Origin of the sequence: Xanthomonas sp. CFBP 8443 (assembly GCF_025666195.1) — a bacterium.
Lineage (GTDB): Bacteria > Pseudomonadota > Gammaproteobacteria > Xanthomonadales > Xanthomonadaceae > Xanthomonas_A.
Window position 1 is genome coordinate 2314595 of record NZ_CP102592.1, and the last position, 16633, is coordinate 2331227.

Genomic DNA, 16633 nt, shown 5'->3' on the forward strand with positions numbered 1-16633 from the left:
GTCCTCGCCCGTGATCCCGCACCGCCGTCGCATCGGCGGGCGGCAGCGTGCTGCGCGGGCACGACCACTGGCATTACCACCCACACCATTAGCCCGGTGCGGCCCGTCGTTTTCGCGTAACAGTCGAAACCCACGGCCCCGCACCCGGATCAGGATGCGGGGGAACCCGTCAGCCTGATGCGAGCGGGGCCTCCACTTCGAGGTCTCCCATGCCGTCCCCCGCTGTCGCTTCCGCTCCCGCCGCAGAACCCGCGCGCACCGTCGTCCACAAGTTCGGCGGCACCTCGGTGGCCGACGCCGAACGCTATCGCCATGTCGCGCAGCTGTTGCTGGCGCGCCCGGAGACCCTGCAGGTCACCGTGGTCTCGGCGATGAAAGGGGTCACCGATGCGCTGATCGCGCTGGCCGAACTGGCCGCCAGCGAGAACAGCGACTGGCGCGAACGCTGGCACGAGACCCGCGCGCGGCACCGCGCCGCGGCGGTGTCGCTGCTCGGCGAGCACGCCGGCATCACCGTGGAGTGGCTGGACGCGCGCTTCGAGCATCTGGCCGAGATCCTCGGCGCGCTGGCGGTGATCGGCGAACTGCCGCGCGAGGTGCTGGACCGGGTGCAGGGCCTGGGCGAGGTGTATTCGGCGCAACTGCTCGGCGAGCACCTGCGCGCGCTGGGCGAGGACTGCGCGGTGCTGGACGCGCGCGAGGTGTTGGTGGTGGATCGCGGCGAACTGGGCGTGGACGTGGATTGGGAGGCCAGCGCGCGGCGCCTGGCGGACTGGCGCGCGCAGCACCCGCAGCAGCGCATCGTGGTCACCGGCTTCGTCGCCCGCGATCGCGCCGGGCGCATCACCACGCTCGGCCGCAACGGCAGCGACTATTCCGGCGCGATCTTCGCCGCCTTGTTCGATGCCGACGAACTGCATATCTGGACCGACGTCGACGGCGTGCTGTCGGCCGATCCGCGGGTGGTGCCCGAGGCGGTGCAGCTGGAGACGCTGAGCTACGACGAGGCCTGCGAACTGGCCTATTTCGGCGCCAAGGTGGTGCATCCGCAGACCATGTCGCCGGCGATCGAGCGCGGCCTGCCGATCATCATCCGCAACACCTTCCAGCCCGAGCACCCGGGCACCCGCATCACCGCCAGCAGCGCCTCCAGCGGCCCGATCAAGGGCCTGACCCTGAGCCCGGATCTGGCCGTGCTGAACCTCGAGGGCACCGGCCTGATCGGCGTGCCCGGCACCGCCGAGCGCGTGTTCGCCGCGCTGCGCAACGCGCGGGTGTCGGTGGTGATGATCTCACAGGGATCCTCGGAGCATTCGATCTGCTGCGTGGTGCGGCAGAACGAATGCGAGCGCGCGCGCGACGCGCTGCTGTCGGCATTCGCGCACGAGCTGGTGGTCGGCCAGGTGCAGCGGGTGCAGCTGACCACCGGCATCAGCGTGCTGGCCGCGGTGGGCGACGGCATGGCCGGGCAGCCGGGCGTGGCCGCGCGCCTGTTCGAATCGCTGGGCCGCGCCCAGGTCAACATCCTGGCGATCGCGCAGGGGTCCTCCGAGCGCAACATCTCGGTGGCGATCGACAGCGCGCACGCGACCAAGGCATTGCGCGCGGCGCACGCCGGGTTCTGGCTGTCGCCGCAGACCTTCTCGGTCGGGGTGATCGGCCCGGGCAACGTCGGCGCAGCGCTGCTCGACCAGTTGCGGGTGGCGCAGCCGCAACTGCTGGCCAAGGCCAACCTCGACCTGCGCCTGCGCGCGATCGCTTCGCGCAGCACGATGCGCCTGGAAACCCGCGCGATCGCCGGCGATTGGCGGCAGGCCTTCGCCAGCGGCCCGCAGCCCACCGACCTGGACGCGTTCACCGCGCACCTGCTGTCGGCGCACCTGCCGCACGCGGTGATCATCGATTGCAGCGGCAGCGCCGACGTCGCGGACCGCTACGCCGGCTGGCTCGCCGCCGGCATCCACGTGGTCACCCCGAACAAGCAGGCCGGCGCCGGGCCGCTGGCGCGCTTCCATGCGATCCGCGCCGCCGCCGCGGGCAGCGGCGCGCGCTTCCGCTACGAGGCCACGGTCGGCGCCGGGCTGCCGGTGATCACCACGCTGCGCGATCTGGTCGACACCGGCGACGCGGTCACCGCGATCGAAGGCATCTTCTCCGGCACGTTGGCCTGGCTGTTCAACAAATACGACGGCAGCGCGCCGTTCTCGCAGCTGGTCACCGAGGCGCGCGGCATGGGCTATACCGAGCCGGATCCGCGCGACGACCTGTCCGGCATCGACGTGGCGCGCAAGCTGGTGATCCTGGCGCGCGAGGCCGGGCGCGAGTTGAGCCTGGAGGACGTGGCGGTGGAGAGCCTGGTGCCGGAAGCGCTGCGCCAGGCCAGCGTCGAGGACTTCATGGCGCGCCTGCACGAAGTGGACGCGGCATTCGCGCAGCGCCTGCAGGCGGCCAGGGCGCGCGGCTGCGTGCTGCGCTACGTGGCGCAGCTGGCGCCGGACCGCGCGCCCAGCGTCGGCCTGGTGGAACTGCCGGCCGAGCACGCCTTCGCCAACCTGCGGCTGACCGACAACGTGGTGCAGTTCACCACCCGCCGGTATTGCGACAATCCGTTGGTAGTGCAGGGCCCCGGTGCCGGTCCGGAAGTCACCGCCGCCGGCGTGTTCGCCGACCTGCTGCGGGTGGCGGCGGGCGAGGGGGCGCGCTTGTGAGCGCAGCGCAGATGTCGCTGTCGCCGCAGCCCGGCGCGCGCGCCTTGCCGCGCGAGGCGCGTGCGTTCGCGCCGGCCTCAGTGGCCAACGTGGCGGTGGGCTTCGACCTGCTCGGCTACGCGGTGGAAGGCGTCGGCGACACGGTGACGGTGCGCCGCATCGACGCGCCGCAGGTGCGCATCGCGGCGATCCGCGGCACCACCGTGGCGCTGCCGCTGGAGGCGGCGCGCAACACCGCCGGCGCGGCCTTGATCGCGCTACGCGAGGCGCTGGCATTGCCGTTCGGATTCGAACTGGAGATCGACAAGGGCATCCCGCTCAGTTCCGGGATGGGCGGTTCGGCGGCCTCGTGCGTGGCCGCGCTGGTGGCGGCCAATGCGCTGCTGGACGCGCCGCTGTCGCGCGAGCAGCTGTATCTGTATTCGCTGGAAGGCGAGGCGGTGGCCAGCGGCAGCCGCCACGGCGACAACCTGGGGCCGATGTTCCTGGGCGGGCTGGTGCTGTCGACGCTGCAGCGGATGGTGCCGGTGCCGGTGCCGGCGGCCTGGCACAGCCTGTTGGTGCATCCGGATGCGGTGCTGGAGACGCGCCGCGCGCGCGAGGCGCTGGCGGGCGAGTACCGGCTTGGCGAGTTCGTGACGCAGAGTTCCAATCTGGCGCTGGTGTTGGCGGGCTGTCATGCCGGCGATGAGGCATTGGTGCGCGCCGGCCTGCGCGACGTGCTGATCGAGCCGCGGCGGGCGCCGTTGATCGCCGGTTTCGATGCGGCCAAGGCGGCGGCCTTGGCGGCGGGGGCGATGGGCGCGAGCATTTCCGGTGCCGGTCCCAGCGTGTTCGGGTGGTTCGCGACGCGCGCGGCGGCCGAGGCGGCCGCGCCGGCGGTGCAGGCGGCGTTCGCGGACGCCGGCTTCGACAGCCAGTATTGGGTATCGCCGCTGCAGTGTCCGGGCGCCCGATTGCTGTAGCGGCACGTAGCCTAGCTGTTGCTGTTGCTTTCGGGGTTGTTTTTGCTGTTGCTTTTGCTGTTGCGGTACCGGGTTCCCTTCCCGAAGCGGCGGCCATGACGGGGAAAAACCCCGAAGGGGCGGCGCACAAGGATGTGCGCCGTTCGCGGCAGGGGCAGGATGCCCCTTCCGCGAATCCCCGTCATGGACGCGGACCCGGAGCGCGCAGCGCGGAGGGCGCAAGGCAGGGCGCGCTTTCTTTTGGTTACTTTTCTTTGCGCGAGCAAAGAAAAGTGACTCGCCGCAAGGCGAAAGCCTTTGCCTCTGCTTCTGTTTTGGTCTGAAGATTCAAAGCAAGAGCAAGAGCAAGAGCAAGAGCAAGAGCAAAGCTTCCGCTGGCGCGGGTCACTTTTCTTTGCTTGTGCAAAGAAAAGTAACCAAAAGAAAGCACACCCGGGCGGCGCGCCCTCCGCGCTGCGCGCTACGGGTCCGCAAGCAGGATGGGAATTTTCGGAAGGCACATCCATGTGCCTGCCGAAAACGACGCGCATCCTGCGCGTCGCCCCCTTCGGGGGTTGTACCCATCCTGCTTGCCGCGCCTCACGGGAGATCGAAAAGCAAAAAAAGCAACAGCCGAAGCAAGGCAGAGCAACAACAAGAGCAACAACAAGAGCAACAACCAAGCAGTGCCATAGTCACGGATGACAGTGCGATCGAATTCCCCCTGCCGATGGAACCACCATGAACTTCATTTCCACCCGTAATGCCGCGCCCGCCGCCACGCTCAGCCAGGCCATCGCCGCCGGCCTGGCGCCCGATGGCGGGCTGTATGTGCCCGAGCGCATGCCACCGGCCCGCGAACTGCGTGCTGGTGACAACCTGGCCGAGACCGCCGCGACGCTGCTGGCGCCGTTCTTCGATGGCGACGCGCTCGCCGCCGAGCTGCCGGCAATCTGCGCCGAGGCCTTCGATTTCGCTGCGCCGCTGCAGTCGCTGGCCACGCCCGGCGACCACGCGCTGGAGCTGTTCCATGGGCCGACCGCCGCGTTCAAGGATTTCGGCGCGCGCTTCCTCGCCGCCTGCCTGGCCCGGTTGCGCCGCGATGCCGCCACGCCGCTGACCATCCTCGTCGCCACCTCCGGCGATACCGGCGCCGCGGTGGCCGCCGCGTTCCATCGCCAGCCTGGGCTGCGCGTGGTGGTGCTGTATCCGGACGGGCGCGTGTCGCCGCGCCAGGCGCATCAACTGGGCTGCTTCGGCGACAACATCCAGGCGCTGCGCGTGGCCGGCACCTTCGACGACTGCCAGGCGCTGGTCAAGCAGGCCTTGAACGATGCCGAGCTGCAGGCGCAGGCGCCGTTGAGTTCGGCCAACAGCATCAGCCTGGGCCGGCTGCTGCCGCAGATGAGCTACTACGCGCACAGCGCGCTGGTGCATTACGCCGGGCGTGCGCAGCCGCTGAACCTGGTGGTGCCGACCGGCAACCTCGGCAATGCGCTCGCCGCGATCCTGGCGCGCGGGCTGGGCGTGCCGCTGGGCCGTATCGTGCTGGCGACCAACGCCAACCACGTGCTGCCGGACTATTTCGCCGGCGCCGACTACGCCCCGCAACCCAGCGTGGCCACCGTGGCCAATGCGATGGACGTGGGCGCGCCGAGCAATTTCGAGCGCCTGCGCTGGCTGTACCGCGGCGACGATGCCGCGTTGCGCGCGCAGTTCCAGTCGTATTCGGTGGACGATGCGCAGATCCGCCAGCTGATCGGCGAGCGCTTCCGCCGCTACGGCGAGGTGCATTGCCCGCATACCGCCACCGCGTTGCACGTACTGCAGCAGATCCGTGCCGAGGGCGCCGAGGCCGATGCCGGCGACTGGGCGGTGGCCGCGACCGCGCATCCTGCCAAGTTCGAGGCGGTGGTCGAGCCGTTGATCGGCCAGCCGGTGCCGGTGCCGCCGGCGTTGGCGGCGTTGCTGCAGCGCCCGGCGCACGCCGAGCCGATCGCGCCGGACTACGCGGCACTGCGCGCGCGCCTGCTGGCCGGCTGAGGGCCGCGACGGCCATGGGGCCGGGCAGCGGCAGTGCCGCCGTCCGTCCGCCGCGCTGCCGCACGGGCTGCGCGCAGCACGGGAACCCAGGCGCGCAGGCTCAGTCGTCGGGCTGCAGCCGCTGCCAGGCGGCCTGCACCACGCTGCGCGCCTGCAGCCAGTCCAGGCGCGAGCGCGGATGGTCGCGCAGGAACACGTCGCGCAGCTGCGGCACCACGTCCTCGAAGCGCTGGCCGTGGTACTTGAGATAGGCGTCGTAGGCCAGCTTCAGCGCCGGCTCGTAGTCGGTGAACACATGCCCGGGCCGATGGAACGGGGCCTGCGCGAAATGCGCCTTCCAGAACTCCAGTTCTCTTTCGCGATCCAGCATCACGCAGGCGCGCGAGTCGTGCATATCGATGGCGACGGCCATGGCGGCCCTCCGAATGGTTCCCCCCCACCGGCACCGCGGCGGCGCCGCAGGTGTATTGCGGGCGCAAGTCTATGCCCCGGCGTGCGACAGGTGCATGGCGATGGTCTGAAGCATTCATGGGCGCGGTGGGGCCGCGTCTGCTGCCGGTCCCGCGCATTGCCGGAGGCCGGCTCGGCTGCCTGCCGCGCGTCGCCGAAGGCGTTCCGTGGCTGGCGCCGGGTTGTCCACAGCGCATGTGGAGCGTTGCCCTGGAAACTTGTGGATAAGTCGGTGCGGCCGCCGTGGTGCAAGGCGTAGACACGGGCTGGCGAAAAAAACGCCGCGCCGTGGTCGGCTCACTCTTCGTCGGAGGCCAGCCGGTGCAGCGCGGCGAAGTCGCGGATCTCGACCACGTGCAGCTGCGGCAGGGCGATCAGGCCTTGCTGGCGCAGCTTGGTGAAGGTGCGGCTGACCGTTTCCATGGTCAGGCCGAGATGGTCGGCGATGTCGCCGCGGCCCATCATCAAGGTCACCGTGTTGCCGGGATCGCCGCGGCTGGCGGTGCGCGCCGCCAGCTTGAGCAGGAAATCGGCGAGCTTTTCCATCGGCTGCAGGCGCGCCAGCGCCAGCGCCGCGTCCTGCGCCGCGTCCAGTTCCAGGCAGGCACGCTGCAGCAGCTTGCGCTCCAGCTGCGGGTATTGCGTGCGCAACTGCCGCATGTTCGCCACCGAAACCCGGCATACGCGAGAGTCGGCGATCGCTTCGACGTCGGTGCGGTATTTCTCCGATTCGCTCAGGCCCACGTAGTCGCCCGGCAGCACGAAGCCCGCCACCTGGCGGCGGCCGTCGGCCAGCGTGCGGACCAGGCGCAGCGCGCCGGAGGTGACGGTATAGACCGCCTGCCGCGCCTCGCCGGTGCGGATCACGGTGGCGCCGGCGGCGTAGGACAGCGAGGTGGTCACCCGTTCCAGCGCCTGGACCTCGTCGCAGGCCAGCGCCGAGCAGACCGCCAGGTGGCGCACGGCGCAATGCATGCACTCGTGCGCGTTCGGATCGCGGGCCGCGGCGGGCTCGACATAGGGCAGGGCGAAGCCGGAGGCGGTCCGGTGCGGGCGCTGGTCGGGCAGAGTGGTCACGCGCAGATGATACGCCGATACGACCGCGGCACCCAGTGCGGCTAGAATTGGCGTCCGTTTGCCCCCAAGACGCAGGAGTTTTGCACGTGATCAAGCCCCGTACGCCGCCCGGCATCATGGAATTGCTGCCGCGCGAGCAGATCGCGTTCCAGCGCATGCTGGACGTCATCCGCCGCAACTACGAGCGGTTCGGGTTCCTGCCGGTGGAGACGCCGGTGTTCGAGCTGTCGGACGTGCTGCTGACCAAGTCCGGCGGCGAGACCGAGCGGCAGGTGTATTTCGTGCAGTCCACCGGCGCGCTGGCCAACGCCGCGGCCGACGCCGGCGGCGAGGGCGGCTTGCCGGAGCTGGCGCTGCGCTTCGACCTGACCGTGCCGCTGGCGCGCTACGTGGCCGAGCACGAGCACGAGCTGAGCTTCCCGTTCCGCCGCTACCAGATGCAGCGCGTGTACCGCGGCGAGCGCGCCCAGCGCGGCCGGTTCCGCGAGTTCTACCAGTGCGACATCGACGTGATCGGCAAGGATGCGCTGAGCATCCGCTACGACGCCGAGGTGCTGGCGGTGATCCACGCGGTGTTCGCCGAACTGGGCATCGGCAAGTTCGCGGTGCAGTTGAACAACCGCAAGCTGATGCGCGGCTTCTTCGAGAGCCTGGGCGTGGCCGAGGGCGAGCGCCAGCTGGCGGTGCTGCGCGAAGTCGACAAGCTCGACAAGCGCGGCGCCGATTACGTACGCGAGACGCTGGTGGGCGAGGGCTTCGGCATCGCCGCCGAGCAGGTCGAGCAGATTCTGGCCTTCGTGGCGGTGCGCTCCAGCGGCCACGACGACGCGCTGGCGCGTCTGGACGCGCTGGCCGCGGCAGCCGAGTCGAGCGCGACGCTGCGCGAAGGCGTGGCCGAGCTGCGCGAGGTGCTGGCCCTGGTCAAGGCGCTGGGCGTGCCGGAAACCGCGTATTGCCTGAACTTCTCCATCGCCCGCGGCCTGGACTACTACACCGGCACCGTCTACGAGACCGTGCTGACCGACTACCCGCAGATCGGCTCGATCTGCTCGGGCGGCCGCTACGAGGACCTGGCCAGCCACTACAGCAAGTCCAAGCTGCCGGGCGTGGGCATCTCCATCGGCCTGACCCGCCTGTTCTGGCAGCTGCGCGAGGCCGGGCTGATCGAGGGCATCGCCTCCAGCAGCGTGCAGGCGATGGTGGCGCTGATGGACGAGGCCAAGCTGGACGACGCGCTGGACATCGCCCGCCGGCTGCGTGCCGGCGGGATCAACACCGAAGTGCAGATGGAGCCGAAGAAGGTCGGCAAGCAGTTCCAGTACGCCGCGCGTGCCGGCATCCGCTTCGTGGTGCTGGCCGGCGACGACGAGCTGGCGCGCGGCGTGGTCGCGGTCAAGGATCTGATGCGCGAGCAGCAGTTCGACGTCGCCCGCGACGAACTGGCCAGCACCCTGCTGGTCGAGCTGGAGCAGGCCAAGGTCATGCCCTGAGCGGGCTTGCCGGGCCGGGCATGGCGCAACCTGGACGGTCGCGCCGCATGTCCCTTGTGGGAGCGACTTCAGTCGCGACGCGGATGACCAGGGCCTGTCGCTACTGAGGCCGCCCCTGTGCCCTTGGGCCTATGCGGTAGGTGCGAGTGCCTGTCGCGGCTGAAGCCGCCCCTACAAAAGCGCACGAAAGCACGTGCGCGCACCACCCCCTGTAGGAGCGGCTTCAGCCGCGACAGATCGCATGGCGACCTGATCCCATTCCGGATCGAACACATCCACACAACGCCCGCACACCGCGGCTTGACCCGGTCCGTCCATTCGCGCTAATGTACTAACACGCTATTACATTAATGCAATGAAACAACGACCCGCCCCCACTACCGATCGCGAAAACGACTCCTCGTTCAAGGCGCTGTCGCGCGCCCTGGCCCACCTGAGCAAGCCGCAGGAGGTCGCCGCGTTCCTGCAGGACCTGTGCACGCCGGCCGAGCTGGAGGCGATGTCCGACCGCTGGCGGGTGGTGCCGCTGCTGCTCAAGGGCGTGCCGTACCGCGAGATCCACGAGCTGACCCAGGTCAGCGTCACCACCATCGGCCGCGTCGCGCGGACCCTGGAATATGGCGCCGGCGGCTATGCCACGGCGCTGCGCCGGCAAGCGGCGCGTCCTTCCGATTCCCATTGAGATGTCCTGATGAGTGCTTCCCTGGCAGCGCCGGCGCGTGACCGGCTGCGTATCGCGATCCAGAAGAGCGGCCGCCTGGCCGAGCCGGCGCGGGCGGTGCTGGCCGCCTGCGGGCTGAGCTGGCGCGAGAGCCGCGACAAGTTGTTCTGCTACGGCGAATCGCTGCCGGTGGACCTGTTGCTGGTGCGCGACGACGACATCCCCGGGCTGATCGCCGACGGCGTCTGCGATTTCGGCATCGTCGGCCGCAACGAGTTGGAAGAGCAGGCCGGCGAGCGCCGCCGCAACGGCTTGCCCGAGGCTTACCGCGCGCTGCGCGGGCTGAACTTCGGCCAGTGCCGGCTGATGCTGGCGGTGCCCGACACCTGGGACTGGACCGGCGTGGAGCAGCTGCAGGGCAAGCGCATCGCCACCAGCTATCCGGCGGTGCTGGCCGACTGGCTGGAAGCGCGCGGCATCGACGCGCAGGTGGTGGAGCTGTCCGGCTCGGTGGAGATCGCGCCGCGCCTGGGCACCGCCGAGCTGATCTGCGACCTGGTCTCCAGCGGCGCGACCCTGGCCGCCAACCAGCTCAAGCCGGTGGAGACGCTGCTGGAAAGCGAGGCGGTGCTGGCCGGGCCGGTGCGCGAGCCGGGCGATGCCCGTGCCGGGCTGGCGGCGATGCTGCTGCGCCGGCTCGACGGCGTGCTCAAGCTGCGCGACAGCAAGCTGCTGATGTTCCGCGCCTCGCGCGACCACGTCGCCGAGCTGACCCGGCTGCTGCCCGACGCCGACCCGCTGGTGCAGTTGCCCGGCGACGGCGACGGCGACGGTCCGCTGCAGCTGCAGACCATGTGCCACGGCGCCATCACCTGGCAGCGCATGGAAGAACTGGAGCGCGCCGGCGCGCAGGGGCTGATGGTGTTGACGGTGGAGCGCTCGCTGGCATGAACCGATTGGAGTGGTATTCGCTCGACGCGCAGGCACGCACGCAGGCCCTGACCCGGCCGGCGCAGACCGTGGCCGCGCAGACCCGCGCGGCGGTGGCGCAGTTGCTCGATGATGTGCGCGGCCGCGGCGATGCGGCCTTGCGCGAGATCACCGCGCGTTTCGACGGCGTGGTGCTGCAGAGCTTCGAAGTCGGCGACGACGAGTTCGCCGCCGCCGAGGCCGCGGTGCCGGCCGTGCTGCGCGAGGCGATGGCGCAGGCCGCGGCGCGGATCGAGAGCTTCCACCGCGCCGGCATGACCCAGCCGTATGCGGTGGAAACCGCGCCCGGCGTGGTCTGCGAACGGGTGGTGCGGCCGATCGGCCGGGTCGGCCTGTACGTGCCGGCCGGCAGCGCGCCGTTGCCGTCCACCGCGCTGATGCTGTGCGTGCCGGCGGCGCTGGCCGGCTGCCGCGAGGTGGTGCTGTGCACGCCGCCGCGCGCCGACGGTTCGGCCGATCCGGCGGTGCTGGTCGCGGCCAGGCTGACCGGCGTGGATCGCGTGTTCAAGCTCGGCGGCGCGCAGGCGATCGCGGCGATGGGCTTCGGCACCGAGTCGGTGCCCTCGTGCGACAAGTTGTTCGGGCCGGGCAACGGCTACGTGACCGAAGCCAAGCAACAGGTGGCGCAGGCCGGTGCGGCGGCGATCGACATGCCGGCCGGGCCGTCCGAGGTGCTGGTGATCGCCGACGTCGGCGCCGATGCCGCGTTCGTCGCCGCCGACCTGCTGTCGCAGGCCGAGCACGGCCCGGATTCGCAGGTGCTGCTGCTGTCCGACAGCGCCGAACTGATCGATGCGGTCGAGGACGAGATCGAACGGCAGCTGGCGACCTTGCCGCGTGCGGCGATCGCGCGCCAGGCGCTGTCCGCGTCGCGGCTGATCCAGGTCGGCACGCTCGAGGACGCCTTCGCGATCAGCAACCGCTACGCGCCCGAACACCTGATCCTGGCGCTGCGCGAGCCGCGCGGCTGGCTGGAGCGGGTCGAGGCCGCCGGCTCGGTGTTCCTCGGCGACTACACCCCGGAAGCGCTGGGCGACTACTGCAGCGGCACCAACCACGTGCTGCCGACCAACGGTGCGGCGCGCGCCTACAGCGGGGTCAGCGTCGCCAGTTTCCAGAATTTCGTCAGCGTGCAGAGCGCCAGCCGCGCCGGCATCGCCGCGATCGGCGCCTGCGCGGTGACCATGGCCCGCGCCGAGGGCCTGGACGCGCACGCCAATGCGGTAGCGCTGCGGATGGAGAAGGCGGCATGAGCGCGGCGACCGCTGCGGCGACGCCCGGCTCGATGCTGGCCCTGGTGCGCCCCGACCTGCGCGACTTCGCCGGCTATTCCTCGGCGCGCAGCAGCGCGCTGCAGGGCGAGGTCTGGCTCAACGCCAACGAATCGGCCTGGGCCAATCCCGCCGACCGCGACGCCGGCAACCGCCGCTATCCGGATCCGCAGCCGCCGGCGCTGCGCGCCGCGCTGGCCTCGCTGTACGCCTGCGCGCCGGAGCAACTGCTGCTCGGCCGCGGCAGCGACGAAGCCATCGACCTGCTGCTGCGCGCGCTGTGCGAGCCGGGCCGCGATGCGATCGTGATCACTCCGCCGGTGTTCGGCATGTATGCGGTGTGCGCGCGGCTGCAGAACGCGCGCATCGTCGAGGTGCCGTTGCGCGAAGACGCCGCCGGCCTGGTCACCGATGTCGATGCGGTGGTGGACGCGGCGCTGACGCAGATGGCCAAGCTGGTGTTCCTGTGCTCGCCGGGCAATCCCAGCGGCGCGGCGATCCCGCTGGCCGACATCGAACGCGCCGCCGAGCGCCTGCACGGGCGCGCCTTGCTGGTGGTCGACGAGGCCTACGGCGAATTCTCCGAGGTGCCGTCGGCGACCACGTTGCTGGCGCGGTATCCCAACCTGGCGGTGCTGCGCACGCTGTCCAAGGCGCATGCGCTGGCTGCGGCGCGGATCGGCTGCGTGATCGCCGATCCGGCGCTGATCGCGGTGCTGCGCCGCTGCCAGGCGCCGTATCCGATCCCGGCGCCGTGCGCGCAGCTAGCGCTGGCCGCGCTGCAGGCCGAGCCGCTGCGGCAGACCGCGCTGCGCGTGGCCGAGGTGCGCGGCGAGCGCACGCGCATGCAGACCGCCTTGGCCGCGCTGCCGGGCGTGCGCCGCGTCTACCCGTCGCAGGGCAACTTCCTGCTGCTGCGCTTCGACGACGCCGACGCCGCGTTCCGCGCCTTGCTCGGCGCCGGCGTGGTGGTGCGCGACCAGCGTGCCGCGCCGAGCCTGGGCGATGCGCTGCGCATCACCCTCGGCACGCCGGAGCAGAACCAGCGCGTGCTCGGCGCATTGCAGGCGGGGAGGGCGGCGGCATGACCCCGATCCTGTTCGTCGACCGCGACGGCACCCTGATCGAGGAGCCGGAAGATTTCCAGATCGACGCCTACGAGAAGCTGCGCTTCGTGCAGGGCGTGATTCCTGCGATGCTCAAGCTGCGCGACGCCGGCTACCAGTTCGTCATCGTCACCAACCAGGACGGCCTAGGCGGCGAGGCCTATCCGCAGGCCGCGTTCGACGGTCCCAACGACCTGATGCTGCAGATCTTCGCCAGCCAGGGCATCGCGTTCCGCGAGGTGCTGATCGACCGCAGCTGGCCGGCCGACAACGCGCCCACGCGCAAGCCGGGCATCGGCCTGATGCTGCCGTACCTGCAGGACCGCAGCATCGACTGGGCGCGTTCGGCGATGGTCGGCGACCGCCTCACCGACATCCAGTTCGCCGAGAACCTGCGCATCCGCGGCTTCCAGCTGAAGACCGAGCAGTTCGGCGGCGACTGGGACTGGGCCGGCATCGCCCACGAACTGGCCGACGCGCCGCGCCGCGCCACCGTGCAGCGCGATACCAAGGAAACCCGGATCCGCGTCGAGGTCGACCTGGACCTGGCGCGCGATCCGCATTGCGCCACCGGTCTGCCGTTCTTCGACCACATGCTCGAGCAGATCGGCAAGCACGGCGGCTTCGCCCTGGACGTGCGCGCCGAGGGCGATCTGCACATCGACGAGCACCACACCATCGAGGACACCGGCCTGGCCCTGGGCCAGGCGCTGCGCCAGGCGCTGGGCGACAAGCGCGGCATCGGCCGCTACGGCTTCGATCCGCCGGACAGCCCGTGGCCGGCCGACGCCGCCGCTGGCCGGGTCGGCTTCACCTTGCCGATGGACGAGACCCTGGCCAGCGCCGCGCTGGATTTCAGCGGCCGCCCGTATTTCGTGTTCGAAGGCGAGTTCAAGCGCGAACGCGTCGGCGACCTGCCGACCGAGCTGGTGCCGCATTTCTTCCGCTCGCTGTGCGATGCGTCGGGCTTGAACCTGCACCTGAGCGTGCGTGGCGACAACGACCACCACAAGGTCGAGGCCTGCTTCAAGGCGCTGGCGCGCGCCCTGCGCCAGGCGCTGCGCCGCGATGGCGCCGCGCTGCCCTCGACGAAGGGTGTGCTGTGATGGCGGCCGTGTGCGCGAGGAGGCCGCGATGACCGATGTCGCCTTGATCGACGCCGGCGGCGCCAACCTCGGCTCGGTGCGCTACGCACTGGAGCGCCTGGGCGTGGAGGCGCGGCTGGTGCGCGACGCGGCCGGATTGCAAGGCGCCGAGCGGGTGATCCTGCCTGGCGTCGGCGCCGCGCCGCACGCGATGGCGCGGCTGCGCGAGCAAGGGCTGGTCGAACCGCTGCGTGCGCTCGAAGTGCCGCTGATCGGCATCTGCCTGGGCATGCAGCTGCTGTTCGAGCGTTCCGAGGAAGGCGACGTCGACTGCCTGGGCCTGCTGACCGGCGTGGTCCGGCACATGCCGCCGGCGCTGGGCATCCGCATTCCGCACATGGGCTGGAACCGGCTGCTGCCGATGCGCGCCTCGCCGCTGCTCGACGGCCTGGCCGAACACGCCGACGCCTATTTCGTGCACGGCTACGCCGCGCCGGTCACCGCCGATACGGTGGCGGCCTGCGACCATGGCGGCCTGTTCACCGCGGTGGTGCAACGCGGCCGCCGCTGCGGCGCGCAGTTCCATCCCGAGCGTTCGGCGAGCACCGGCGCGCGCATCCTGCGCAACTTCCTCGAGACCGATTTCCCATGAGCTTCATCGTCTATCCCGCGCTGGACATCCGCGACGGCCGCGTTGTGCGGCTGGCGCAAGGCGACTACGCCCGCGAAACCCACTATGGCGACGATCCGCTGCCGCGCGCGCAAGCCTTCGCCGACGCCGGCGCGAGCTGGATGCACCTGGTGGACCTGGACGCGGCGCGCGCCGGCGGCTACACCCTGGCGCCTTTGCTGAGCCGGATCAGCGCGCAGACCGGGCTGCAGGTGCAGACCGGCGGCGGCGTGCGCTCGCGCGCCGACGTGCAGCGCATCCTCGACGCCGGCGCCACGCGCGTGGTGATCGGCTCGCTGGCGGTGCGCGACCGCGAGTCGGTGCTGGAATGGCTGGCCGAGTTCGGCGCCGAGCGCATCACGGTGGCGCTGGACACGCGCCAGGACACGCAGGGCGTGTGGCGGCTGCCGGTGCTGGGCTGGACCGAAACCTCCTCGCTGACCCTGGAAGCGCTGGCGGTCGACTACGCCGCCGCCGGGCTGAAGCACCTGCTGTGCACCGACATCGCCCGCGACGGCATGCTGTCCGGGCCGAACCTGGAGCTGTACGCCTACCTGCGCCGGATCGCGCCGGGCGTGCACGTGCAGGCCTCTGGCGGCATCCGCGACGCCGCCGACGTGCGCGCCGCGCGCGAGGTCGGCTGCGCCGGCGCGGTGCTCGGCAAGTCGCTGCTGGAAGGGCGATTGCGCCTGGACGAGGCGCTGGCATGCTGAGCCGGCGCATCATCCCGTGCCTGGACGTGCGCGACGGCCGCGTGGTCAAGGGCGTCAAGTTCCGCGACCACGTCGACATGGGCGACATCGTCGAACTGGCGCTGCGCTATCGCGACCAGGGCGCCGACGAACTGGTGTTCTACGACATCGGCGCCAGCCCGGAAGGGCGCTCGGTCGACTACGCCTGGGTCGAACGCGTGGCGCGGTTGATCGATATCCCGTTCTGCGTGGCCGGCGGCATCCGCGACGTGGCCACCGCGCGCGCGGTGCTGCATGCCGGCGCCGACAAGATCTCGATCAACTCGCCGGCGCTGGAGCGGCCGGCGCTGATCGCCGAACTGGCCGAGGCCTTCGGCGTGCAGTGCGTGGTGGTCGGCATCGATTCGATCCGCGAGGACGACGGCCAGTGGCGCGTGCGCCGCTTCACCGGCGATCCGAGCAAGACCCAGGCGCTGCGCGTGCGCACCGTGGACTGGGTGGTGGAGGCACAGCAACTCGGCGCCGGCGAGATCGTGCTCAACTGCATGGACAACGACGGCGTGCGCCGCGGCTACGACATCGCCCAGCTGTTCGAGGTGCGTTCGCTGTGCAAGGTGCCGCTGGTGGCCTCCGGCGGCGCCGGCGAGATGCAGCACTTCGCCGATGTGTTCGAACAGGCCGACGTGGACGGCGCGCTGGCCGCCAGCGTGTTCCACAGCGGCGCGATTCCGATTCCCGAGCTCAAGCGCTTCCTGCGCCAACGACAGATCGAGGTGCGCGATGGCGCATGAACACCAAGCCGCCGCCGCGACCGCGGACGCGGGGCTGGACTGGAGCAAGGGCGACGGCCTGCTGCCGGTGGTGGTGCAGGACGCCGCCACCCTGCGCGTGCTGATGCTCGGCTACATGAACGCCGAAGCGCTGGCCGCGACCCGCGCCAGCGGCAAGGTCACCTTCTACAGCCGCAGCAAGCAGCGCCTGTGGACCAAGGGCGAAAGCTCCGGCAACACCCTGGAGCTGGTCTCGATCGAGACCGACTGCGACAGCGACACGCTGCTGGTGTTGGCGCACCCGCACGGCCCGACCTGCCACCTCGGGCGCAGCAGCTGCTTCCCGCAGGCGCCGGGCCAGTTCCTAGGCGCGCTCGACCGCTTGGTCGCGCAGCGCGAACGCGAACGTCCGCCCGGCAGCTACACCACGCAGCTGTTCGAGAAGGGCACGCGGCGCATCGCGCAGAAGGTCGGCGAGGAGGGCGTGGAAACCGCCTTGGCGGGCGTGGCCGAAGGCGACGCCGAACTGCTCGGCGAATCGGCCGACCTGCTGTACCACCTCACCGTGCTGCTGCGCGCACGCGGCCTGGCGCTGGCCGACGCGGTGGCGGTACTGGAAGCGCGCCACCGCTGAATCCCGGGCGTGCGGCGACGGTCATCGCCGTGCCGCGGCGGA

General features: G+C 70.9%; 16 protein-coding genes. 14 read left to right on the top strand and 2 right to left on the bottom strand.

The features are described from left to right. Nucleotides 1-209 precede the first annotated feature (209 nt). The 4 genes from thrA (at nucleotide 210) to thrC (ending at nucleotide 5695) form a co-directional block, all read left to right on the top strand. A complete protein-coding gene (gene thrA / locus NUG20_RS09920) occupies nucleotides 210-2708 on the top strand; it encodes a bifunctional aspartate kinase/homoserine dehydrogenase I (protein WP_263398150.1) in 2499 nt (832 codons plus the stop codon). 11 nt (nucleotides 2709-2719) lie between these two features. Beyond that, complete coding sequence (locus tag NUG20_RS09925; RefSeq protein WP_263398447.1) at nucleotides 2720-3673, top strand: homoserine kinase; 954 nt, start codon at nucleotides 2720-2722, stop codon at nucleotides 3671-3673. A 297-nt stretch (nucleotides 3674-3970) separates the two neighbouring features. Continuing rightward, entirely contained in the window at nucleotides 3971-4357 is a 387-nt protein-coding gene (locus NUG20_RS09930; RefSeq protein WP_263398151.1) for a hypothetical protein, read from the top strand. 36 nt (nucleotides 4358-4393) lie between these two features. After that, the gene (thrC, locus tag NUG20_RS09935) at nucleotides 4394-5695 is read left to right on the top strand and encodes a threonine synthase (RefSeq protein WP_263398152.1); all 1302 of its coding nucleotides are present in this window, start codon (nucleotides 4394-4396) and stop codon (nucleotides 5693-5695) included. 100 nt (nucleotides 5696-5795) lie between these two features. Here thrC and NUG20_RS09940 read toward each other — a convergent pair whose 3' ends face one another. After that, a complete protein-coding gene (locus NUG20_RS09940; RefSeq protein ID WP_263398153.1) occupies nucleotides 5796-6107 on the bottom strand; it encodes a hypothetical protein in 312 nt (103 codons plus the stop codon). 335 nt (nucleotides 6108-6442) lie between these two features. Continuing rightward, nucleotides 6443-7171 carry a Crp/Fnr family transcriptional regulator gene (locus NUG20_RS09945; RefSeq protein WP_263398448.1) on the bottom strand — a complete coding sequence of 243 codons (729 nt, stop codon included), beginning with the start codon at nucleotides 7169-7171 and terminating at the stop codon, nucleotides 6443-6445. 137 nt (nucleotides 7172-7308) lie between these two features. Here NUG20_RS09945 and hisS point away from each other — a divergent pair, with 137 nt between their 5' ends. The 10 genes from hisS to hisIE all read left to right on the top strand — a co-directional run bounded on the left by hisS (nucleotide 7309) and on the right by hisIE (nucleotide 16591). After that, nucleotides 7309-8712, top strand: a complete 1404-nt coding sequence (hisS, locus tag NUG20_RS09950; protein WP_263398154.1) for a histidine--tRNA ligase — start codon at nucleotides 7309-7311, stop codon at nucleotides 8710-8712. 355 nt (nucleotides 8713-9067) lie between these two features. Further along, the gene (locus NUG20_RS09955) at nucleotides 9068-9394 is read left to right on the top strand and encodes a YerC/YecD family TrpR-related protein (protein WP_263398155.1); all 327 of its coding nucleotides are present in this window, start codon (nucleotides 9068-9070) and stop codon (nucleotides 9392-9394) included. A 9-nt stretch (nucleotides 9395-9403) separates the two neighbouring features. Continuing rightward, nucleotides 9404-10324 carry an ATP phosphoribosyltransferase gene (gene hisG / locus NUG20_RS09960; protein WP_263398156.1) on the top strand — a complete coding sequence of 307 codons (921 nt, stop codon included), beginning with the start codon at nucleotides 9404-9406 and terminating at the stop codon, nucleotides 10322-10324. Next, nucleotides 10321-11616 carry a histidinol dehydrogenase gene (hisD, locus tag NUG20_RS09965; RefSeq protein ID WP_263398157.1) on the top strand — a complete coding sequence of 432 codons (1296 nt, stop codon included), beginning with the start codon at nucleotides 10321-10323 and terminating at the stop codon, nucleotides 11614-11616. Before hisG ends, hisD begins: the two co-directional genes overlap by 4 nt. Next, nucleotides 11613-12722 carry a histidinol-phosphate transaminase gene (gene hisC / locus NUG20_RS09970; RefSeq protein ID WP_263398158.1) on the top strand — a complete coding sequence of 370 codons (1110 nt, stop codon included), beginning with the start codon at nucleotides 11613-11615 and terminating at the stop codon, nucleotides 12720-12722. Before hisD ends, hisC begins: the two co-directional genes overlap by 4 nt. Further along, on the top strand, nucleotides 12719-13846 hold the full coding sequence (gene hisB, locus NUG20_RS09975; RefSeq protein WP_263398159.1) for a bifunctional histidinol-phosphatase/imidazoleglycerol-phosphate dehydratase HisB: 1128 nt from the start codon (nucleotides 12719-12721) through the stop codon (nucleotides 13844-13846). The genes hisC and hisB overlap by 4 nt, the downstream gene beginning before the upstream one ends. A 28-nt stretch (nucleotides 13847-13874) precedes the next feature. Beyond that, nucleotides 13875-14477 carry an imidazole glycerol phosphate synthase subunit HisH gene (gene hisH / locus NUG20_RS09980; protein ID WP_263398160.1) on the top strand — a complete coding sequence of 201 codons (603 nt, stop codon included), beginning with the start codon at nucleotides 13875-13877 and terminating at the stop codon, nucleotides 14475-14477. After that, a complete protein-coding gene (hisA, locus tag NUG20_RS09985) occupies nucleotides 14474-15208 on the top strand; it encodes a 1-(5-phosphoribosyl)-5-[(5-phosphoribosylamino)methylideneamino]imidazole-4-carboxamide isomerase (protein WP_263398161.1) in 735 nt (244 codons plus the stop codon). Before hisH ends, hisA begins: the two co-directional genes overlap by 4 nt. After that, a complete protein-coding gene (hisF, locus tag NUG20_RS09990) occupies nucleotides 15202-15978 on the top strand; it encodes an imidazole glycerol phosphate synthase subunit HisF (RefSeq protein WP_263398162.1) in 777 nt (258 codons plus the stop codon). Before hisA ends, hisF begins: the two co-directional genes overlap by 7 nt. Further along, nucleotides 15968-16591, top strand: coding sequence for a bifunctional phosphoribosyl-AMP cyclohydrolase/phosphoribosyl-ATP diphosphatase HisIE (hisIE, locus tag NUG20_RS09995; protein WP_263398163.1), 624 nt, complete (start codon nucleotides 15968-15970; stop codon nucleotides 16589-16591). Before hisF ends, hisIE begins: the two co-directional genes overlap by 11 nt. The last annotated feature ends 42 nt before the right edge of the window (nucleotides 16592-16633 follow it).